6 protein-coding genes and 2 pseudogenes are annotated in these 7,306 nt (G+C 68.2%); 2 read left to right on the plus strand and 6 right to left on the minus strand.

Annotated elements, in window-relative coordinates; translation table 11 throughout:
- Nucleotides 1-90: 90 nt before the first annotated feature.
- Together ACWCPF_RS42815 and ACWCPF_RS42820 are read left to right on the plus strand one after the other, a co-directional pair.
- Nucleotides 91-1,389, plus strand: coding sequence for an RNA-guided endonuclease InsQ/TnpB family protein (locus tag ACWCPF_RS42815; RefSeq protein ID WP_451050563.1), 1,299 nt, complete (start codon nt 91-93; stop codon nt 1,387-1,389).
- 17 nt (nt 1,390-1,406) lie between these two features.
- Nucleotides 1,407-1,925, plus strand: a pseudogene (locus ACWCPF_RS42820) (LysR family substrate-binding domain-containing protein); the annotation flags it as partial.
- Nucleotides 1,926-2,058: 133 nt separating this feature from the next.
- Here the strand turns inward: ACWCPF_RS42820 and ACWCPF_RS42825 are convergent.
- From ACWCPF_RS42825 to ACWCPF_RS42850, 6 genes and pseudogenes are all read right to left on the minus strand, one after another.
- Nucleotides 2,059-2,934: a carotenoid biosynthesis protein gene (locus tag ACWCPF_RS42825; RefSeq protein WP_451050564.1), complete on the minus strand. Its 876-nt coding sequence runs from the start codon at nt 2,932-2,934 to the stop codon at nt 2,059-2,061.
- Nucleotides 2,931-3,236: a hypothetical protein gene (locus ACWCPF_RS42830; protein WP_451050565.1), complete on the minus strand. Its 306-nt coding sequence runs from the start codon at nt 3,234-3,236 to the stop codon at nt 2,931-2,933. The genes ACWCPF_RS42825 and ACWCPF_RS42830 overlap by 4 nt, the downstream gene beginning before the upstream one ends.
- 306 nt (nt 3,237-3,542) lie before the next feature.
- A complete protein-coding gene (locus ACWCPF_RS42835) occupies nt 3,543-4,349 on the minus strand; it encodes a barstar family protein (protein ID WP_451050566.1) in 807 nt (268 codons plus the stop codon).
- A gap of 139 nt (nt 4,350-4,488) precedes the next feature.
- Complete coding sequence (locus tag ACWCPF_RS42840) at nt 4,489-6,117, minus strand: CocE/NonD family hydrolase (RefSeq protein ID WP_451050567.1); 1,629 nt, start codon at nt 6,115-6,117, stop codon at nt 4,489-4,491.
- Nucleotides 6,118-6,410: 293 nt separating this feature from the next.
- The gene (locus tag ACWCPF_RS42845; protein WP_451050568.1) at nt 6,411-6,878 is read right to left on the minus strand and encodes a hypothetical protein; all 468 of its coding nucleotides are present in this window, start codon (nt 6,876-6,878) and stop codon (nt 6,411-6,413) included.
- A 236-nt stretch (nt 6,879-7,114) separates the two neighbouring features.
- Nucleotides 7,115-7,306, minus strand: a pseudogene (locus ACWCPF_RS42850) (FAD-dependent oxidoreductase); the annotation flags it as partial.

The raw sequence follows: 7,306 nt of genomic DNA on the forward strand, positions 1-7,306 counted from the left end.
GGCCGGTGGCCGGTGAGGTGTGGTCACTCGGACGAGTGACGGTGATCGATGGGGTGCGCGGCCAGGGAACGTGTGGTCTACGTTCACGGCATGGCGCGGTTTCGGATGTACCCGACGGGCGGGCAGGAGCGGCAGATGCTGCTGCACTGCGCGCACGCCCGCTACGTCTGGAACCTCGCCGTGGAGCAGCATGCGCACTGGAGGCCGGGTCGTGGGTCCGCGCCGGGGTTCGCGGAGCAGTGTCGTCAGCTCACCGAGGCGCGGCGGGAGAACGAGTGGCTGGCGACGGGGAACGCGGATGTGCAGCAGCAGGCGCTGAAGGACTTCGCGAAGGCCAGGGCCGCGCGTTTCACGTCCGGGTTCGGTGAGCCGACCTGGCGCAGGAGGCACCGGCACGAGGGTTTCCGGGTCATCGGCACCGACCGCGTCCCCGAGTGCCACGAGGACGGCACGCCGAAGCTGAACGCGAAGACCGGCAGGCCGATCATGGGCCGCTCGGTGGTCGTGCGGAAGCTCAATCGTCGGTGGGCGCAGGTGAAGGTGCCCGGCTGCGGCTGGGTCCGCTTCCGTCTCAGCGCCCGGGGCAGGGGAGCGAAGCTGCCCGGCGCGAAGACGTTCCGGGTCACCTTCCGCAACGGGCAGTGGCATGCCGCGTTCGCCGTCGTCCCCGAGCCGGTGCCCGCGCCCGGCACCGGTGAGGCCATCGGCATCGACCGCGGCATCACGATCACCGCGGCCCTCTCCGACGGGCGGCAACTGAACTGCCCGCAGCTCACCGCCCGCGAACGCGCCCAGATCCGCAAGCACCAGCGGCGCGCCGCCCGCGCCCCCAAGGACAGCAAGCGGAGGACGGCCGCCCACGCGGCCGTCGCCCGGCTCAGGGCCCGCGAAGCCAACCGGCGCAAGGACTGGTGCGAGAAGACGTCCACCCTGCTCGCCCGCGGCTACGACCTGATCCGCTTCGAGAAGCTCAACATCAAGAACATGACCCGCTCCGCGAAGGGCACCCTGGCCGAGCCGGGCAGGAACGTGGTGCAGAAGGCGGGGCTGAACCGGGGCATCCTCGCCCAGGGCTGGGGCCTGCTCCGCCAGCGCACCGGACACAAAGCCCCCGGCCGGGTCGAGGACGTACCCGCCCCCTACACATCTCTGCGGTGCAGCGCCTGCGGCTGGATCGACAAGAACTCGCGCAAGAGCCAAGCCGAGTTCGTCTGCTCCTCCTGTGGTTTCACCTGCAACGCGGACACCAACGCAGCAACAAACGTCGCGGCAGGACAGGGCGGGATCCCCCGCCCCCGGCGAACAGCCGGTGCCGGAGGGACGACACCCCGCAAGGGGACGAGCGTCCGTGAACCTCAGCCCAAATGGGCTGGAATCCCCCTCTTTTAAGAGGGGGAGGATGTCAAGAAATGACCACCGCGCCGCAGCTCGCCGCCCTGCGCGACAAGAGCATCGACATCGGCCTGCTGCGCGAACCCCCGGCCGACGAAGAAGAGTTGAACTTCGCGACCGTGCTGACCGAGCCCTTCGTGGCCGTCCTCCCGTCCGCACACCCGCTCGCGGCCCGGCGGACCGTCCCCGTCGCCCAGTTGGCGAACTCGCCCTTCGTGCTGCTGCCGCGCACGGTGGGCCCGCAGCTGCACGATCAGATCACCGGCCTGTGCACGGCCGCCGGCTTCATGCCCCGGGTGGTGCAGAGCGCGGTGGAATGGCAGACCGTTTGTGCGCTGGTGGAGGCAGGCCTGGGCGTATCGCTGGCTCCGGCGAGCATCCGACGCATCCGCCTCAAAGGCGTCGCCTTCCGCAGGATCGATCCGAGCACCGCCCGCACCCGAGTCGCCGTCGCCTGGCGCAGGAACGACCGAAACCCCTTGGTCGCAAGCCTGTTGTCCACCATCGACGAGGGTCCGCGGGACAGCCGCTGACGCGACGGAAAGAGCCTCACCACATCCGCCGGGAAACACAGCGAACGGCCGCCGGAGAAGTGACCGGCGGCCGTTCTGTGTCACTCAAACTGTGTCAGTCAAACTGTGGTCAGTCGGACTGTCTCACTCGGAATCAGCGGCGTCGCAGGGCCAGGTCGTTGCGAGCCAGCTTGACCGTGGCGAGGAACGCGGCGAACACCGTGGTGAAGATGTTGATCGTCATCAGCGTCTCGGTGAGCGCATCCCCGTTCCAGCTGACCCCGGCACCGTCCTTGACGATGCCCTCCGAGGCGCCGATGAAGTAGGGAATCGAGCTCAGGCCCAGCGCCGCGTAGAAGAGCACGTTCTGCGCCAGCACCCCACGTCCCTCGGTCTGCACCGACACCGAGCCGGACGCCGGCTGACGCTTCATCAGGTACAGCGCGAAGATCTGGAAGTAGAGGTAGGTGACGAACCACCAGCCCAGGTAGTTGGTGTACGGCACACCGAAGACGCCGCCGCCCTCTTCCCAGATCCAGACTTCCTTCACGGTGGCGGCGATCGAGTCGACGCCGAGGTCGAACATGGTCATCAGGGCCGCGGCCACCATCGGCAGCGCCACGACCTCGACCCGGCCGGTGAGCGTCCCGGACGAGCCGCTCAGACGGCTGTCCGCCTCGTCGAGCAGGGTGTTGGCCACCTGCCAGCAGATGTAGCCCAGACCGAAGTAGATCGGGCCGATCTCAAGGGGCACATGAATCAGCTGCGGCGACCCCGTGTAGTGGTACTCGCCGAACGGGAACCCGGTGGCAACGCTCAGGTTCTCGAAGAAGTTGCTCACCACCAGGGTCACGATCAGAAAGAAGAGCAGCGTCCGCCACCCGTACCTCCGCCACCCGTGGATCAGCGCGAACGGGACCGACAGCAGCAGCACCGGCACCGTGACGTGCGTCCCGGTCAGCGGTACCGTGAGGCCCACTACTGCGGCAGTGCCTGCCAGCAGCCAGAGGACGCGGTTCCATGGGTTCATCTTGGTTCTCCTGTAATGGTGGGTTGTGCTGCTTCCGACTCCTGCGGCCGCCGAAGCGGCGGAGTGTCGAACAGGACGTGCGGAAGCGTGGCGCCGATCAGTACGGCGCCCTCGGCCGGAGGACGGTGTTGGCGGACGGTCTCGACGGCAGCCGGGGCGCACCGCGCCGGGGTGAGGTGGAAGCGCTCCACCTCGGAGTGCGGCCACTCAACGGGGTCCGCAGGTTCGGGTACGTAGGGGACGGCACGGCGGTGGCCGGCGAACACCGCGACGAACTCGGGACGCGGATCGACCACGGTCACCGGTACACCGTTGCGCAGAGCCAGGCCGCCGGCCCGCCGTCATGCCCCCGTACCCGCCGCCGGCAACCGCCACGCTCGGCGTTCCTGCTCATCATCACTCCCATGTTGTGGACTCGGCATAAAGACACCGGCCCACCTTCTGCCGTAACAGCCCACAGATGAGACGTAGCACACACCACAGCCAAGGCAACACGGTGCATTTCCCAAGCGGTCCGAACTCATCCAAGGCGAAGACCCGCATACGATGACGCCCTGCGCGCACTGAACGCCGCACTCGGTCCTGACGAGACGTGATCCGCCCTGCTGTCACTGACGGATGACGCGTACGCCCCGTTCCTCCAGGATTTCCAGGAGCAGGGCGAACAGCGAAACCTCGCCATCGCTGGTGGGCTCGGCCTCGGCCTCGGCCGAGGAATCCCAGTGCAAGGTGAACGGGGTGGTGGCGCCCCAGCCGCCTCGTAGACAGTCGTCCAGAGCGTCAAGGTTCCAGCCGAAGTATCCTCCAGGCCCGTTGACGGCCTCACCGATCGCGCAGTAGAAGCTGTCCTCGTCGACGATGCGCCGACCGTCCAGGGTGAACACCTGGCCTGGAGGAGCGTCGGGCCGTCTCTGACGCTGGTACTCCCGGGACCACAGTGCCACCGACAGCCACGCGTGTCTGTCCTCGGGCGCAAGGTCGTGCCACATGCCAGTGCAGTTCAGGCGCCCCGCGCGGATCAGGTCCCACACCCGTTCCGCTCCCGCCAGGGCGTTCTCGCACCACAGTGTCACCGTGAGGTCGATGAGACCGGCTCCACGGGCGGAGGGCTTGACGTCGACGACGGTGACCTCGTTGACGAAGTAGGACCCCATGGTGGCACCGTCACCGTCGAGGAGGTCGAACCAGGCGTTCCCCGCCACGGCACGACGACTGCCGACGTGGTCAACGCACTTCAGTAGGCCGCCCTGCGGGAGGCAACCCGCGAGCTGCACTCGTCGTGCTCCCTCCTCGTCCGGCAGCGGCGTGAACAACCCCTCGGCATCGTGAGCGAAGCCCCAAAAGTCGCCGTCGTCCTCGTCCGAGGTCAGTGCGTACTTCTGCTCCTCGCTGCCGCCCCGCCGTGATGTTCGCATCGCACTCCCCATGAGGGCGCCGACCTTACCGACGCCCCTGCCGCCGTTCACCGTGAGGGTGAAGTGCAGAGAAGCTCAGGCGATCACCAGATGGCTGCGGGAACCATGTTGTGGTGACACGGTGTGTTGTGTGGGTGGGTCAGCGGATGCGGAAGGGCAGGCTGACGGTGGAGGGGTGGTCGGGGTCGTGGAACACCTGCTGGTCCGCCGCCTTGAGCTCGGTGGCGGTGTGCCGGGGTTCGCCGGTGCCGGGGTTGCGGTTGTACTGGGGGAACGCACCGCTGGAGACCTGGACGCGGATGCGATGGCCCGCGTGGAACAGGTAGGCGGTGGGGGACAGTGTGACGGTGACACGTGACACTTCGTCGGCCTGTGTGACGCCGATGAAGCCGTCGCAGATGTTGGTGGAGCGGCCTGCGGCATCGACGTCGCATACGCGGATGAACACATCGGCGTGCGGCAGGCTGGAGCGGAACCAGATGTCGGCGCTGACCTCTCCGATCATCTCGACGTCCTCGCAGAGGGTGTCGCTGGTGTAGGTGAGGACGTCGGGGCGGGCCTCCAGCGCGGCGTTGTCGACCCGGCCGGCTTCGATGCCGGGCAGCAGGCGTACTCCGCCCGAGGCAGGCGTGGGGTCGGCCGGGTCGTAGCGGTAGGAGTCCGGTTCCGAGGTCGGCGACGGCTCGAGGGCGAGATGTCCCGCGGGGTGCAGGTGAACGCGCTGCGGTGCGTATTCCGGCGGGGGCCAGGCGGACAGGTCACGCCACTGCTCCGCGCCCATGACGAACACCCGCACCGGCGCCCGGTCGGCGGGGCCGGTGCCGTGGACGTGGTCCAGTCCGAACTCCAGGGTCTCGGCCACCACGGTTTTCACGATCGAGGACGAGTTGTGCGACCAGGGCCCGATGGTCAGGCGGGGATGTCGGCCGGCGGCCTGCAGACGGGCGTAGTCGCGCAGCTGGCCGGGCAGGAACACGTCGTACCAGCCCGCGATGAGGCTGGCGGGCACGCTCACGTCCGGGACCTGGTGGCTGGCGTCGGTGCCGTCCCAGAACGGGGAGTCGGTGTCGTGCACCATGAAGTTCTGGATGATGTCGGAACGGTAGCCGAGGGCCGCGCTGTCGGCGTCGGACAACGGCAGGACTCGCTCGGCACGGCGACGCCGGCGCGCCCCCAGCAGGAACCGGGCCGTCGCCCAGCGGCGTTGCTGAGCCTCGACGAGCACACCCCAGCCGAACGCCGCTTCCAGGGCGAACGCATCCTTGCGCAGCAGTTCCAAGCCCAGCGCCGACTCGGTCATCGCCGGAATGATGGCCTTGACCTGCCCGGGCAGCTGGTCGGCCATGGCCCACAGGGTGTAGCCGAGATAGCTGGGGCCGCACAACACCATCGATCCCGCGAACCACGCCTGCTTGCACACCCAGTCGACGGTGTCGATCCCGTCGAGCCGTTCATGGCGCAGCGGGTCGAAGTCCCCGCCGGAGCCCGCCGTACCGCGCGTGCTCTGGATCAGCACCTGAAACCCTCGTTCGGCCAGCGGCCGGGCCAGCTGCAGCGCGATCGGCCCACCACGCCCGTAGGGGCTGCGCAGCAACGCGGTGGGCAGGCCCTCGCCGCCGATGCGGGGCGCCAACCGGTCGGCCAGCAGCACGGTGCCGTCCCGCATCGGGACCTTGAGGTTGCGTTCGACCAGCAGGTCCCGGGTCTTCGGCGCCGGCAGCCCCAGTATTCGCTCGACGAGCAGGCTGGTCAGAGGTGGTCTTTTCATTCGGTTCCTCGGTGTGCGGGCGGGCCCGGCCGCGGCCGAGTCGTTCGAGCGCGGCATGAGTGGGGTGTTGGGGGACCGCCTCGGATGAAGCGGCGCAGGACCTGTTCCGCCTCCGTGGTGCCCAGGCACAGGGCGGTGGTGTACCAGACCATCTGGTCGTACTGCGGGGCGCCGGACCGGTCCCCGCTCATCACCGGCGGTTCTGCCACATCTTCACATCAGTCAGAATTTTAGCTGCAGAAGGGAGCAAGACGGGCGGGCGACGGCCCCGACCGGCAGGAGGGTGGCGAGAGTCACTTGCCTGTGGACTCGACCCGGGTGAGCTTTTTGGGGTTGCGGACGTAGTACAGCCCGGTGATACGGGCGCTGTCCGCGCGGAAGGCCAGCACACCGTCGATCACACCGTCCACACGTAGGATGAGTGCGGGGTTGCCGTTGATCGTCGTGGGCTCGCTGGTGAAGGCGTCGGCGACCCTGCCGAATCGGCCGGCCAGGTAGCGGAGTACTTTGTCGGCACCGACGACGGGTCGCAGTGTCACCTGCTGGAGACCGCCGCCGTCGCTGATGAAAACAACGTCCGGAGCGAGTATGTCGAGCATGCCCTTCAGGTTCTGGGTCCGGAGGGCGGACTGGAACGAATTGAGCGCCCGTGACAGGTTCTCGAAGCGTTCGACGTCGTCGGCTGCTTCTGGCGTGGTGCGCAGGGACTTGGGCAGCCAGGTGCCGGTGTAGGTGGCGGGGGCGGAGCCGTGGTCGTTCATGTCGTATTTTTTCGCTCTCTGGCGGTCGGCCCATGCGCAAGTGGCAGGCCGTTGAAGATGAACCCGGTCTGATGACGGGGTCGTTGGCAGCCTCGCAACTGGTCAGGTCGGGTGGGGCGAGCTGGTGTGAAATACGCCGCGGATCCAGGCACGGAATGCGAGGCGTTGTCTGCTGGTCACTGCTGTCGGTCTTCCTGCGGCCGGACCGGTCGGTCCGGCCGGAGACAGGATGGTCGTCAGGCGGCGCGCCCGGCGCGGTCGGCGTTGGGTCGGGAGCTGGCCTTGCGTGCTCCGGAGAGGAGCTTGTTGAGGGTGAAGCGGCAGGCGATCTCTTTGACGCCGGCGCCGGTGCGGCCGCTGATGCTGGCGGCGTTGACCTTGTCGTTGGGGTAGGAGAACTGGGTGACGCCTTCCTTGCGGCCGAGGCT

It is taken from the genome of Streptomyces sp. NPDC001858, from assembly GCF_053594615.1.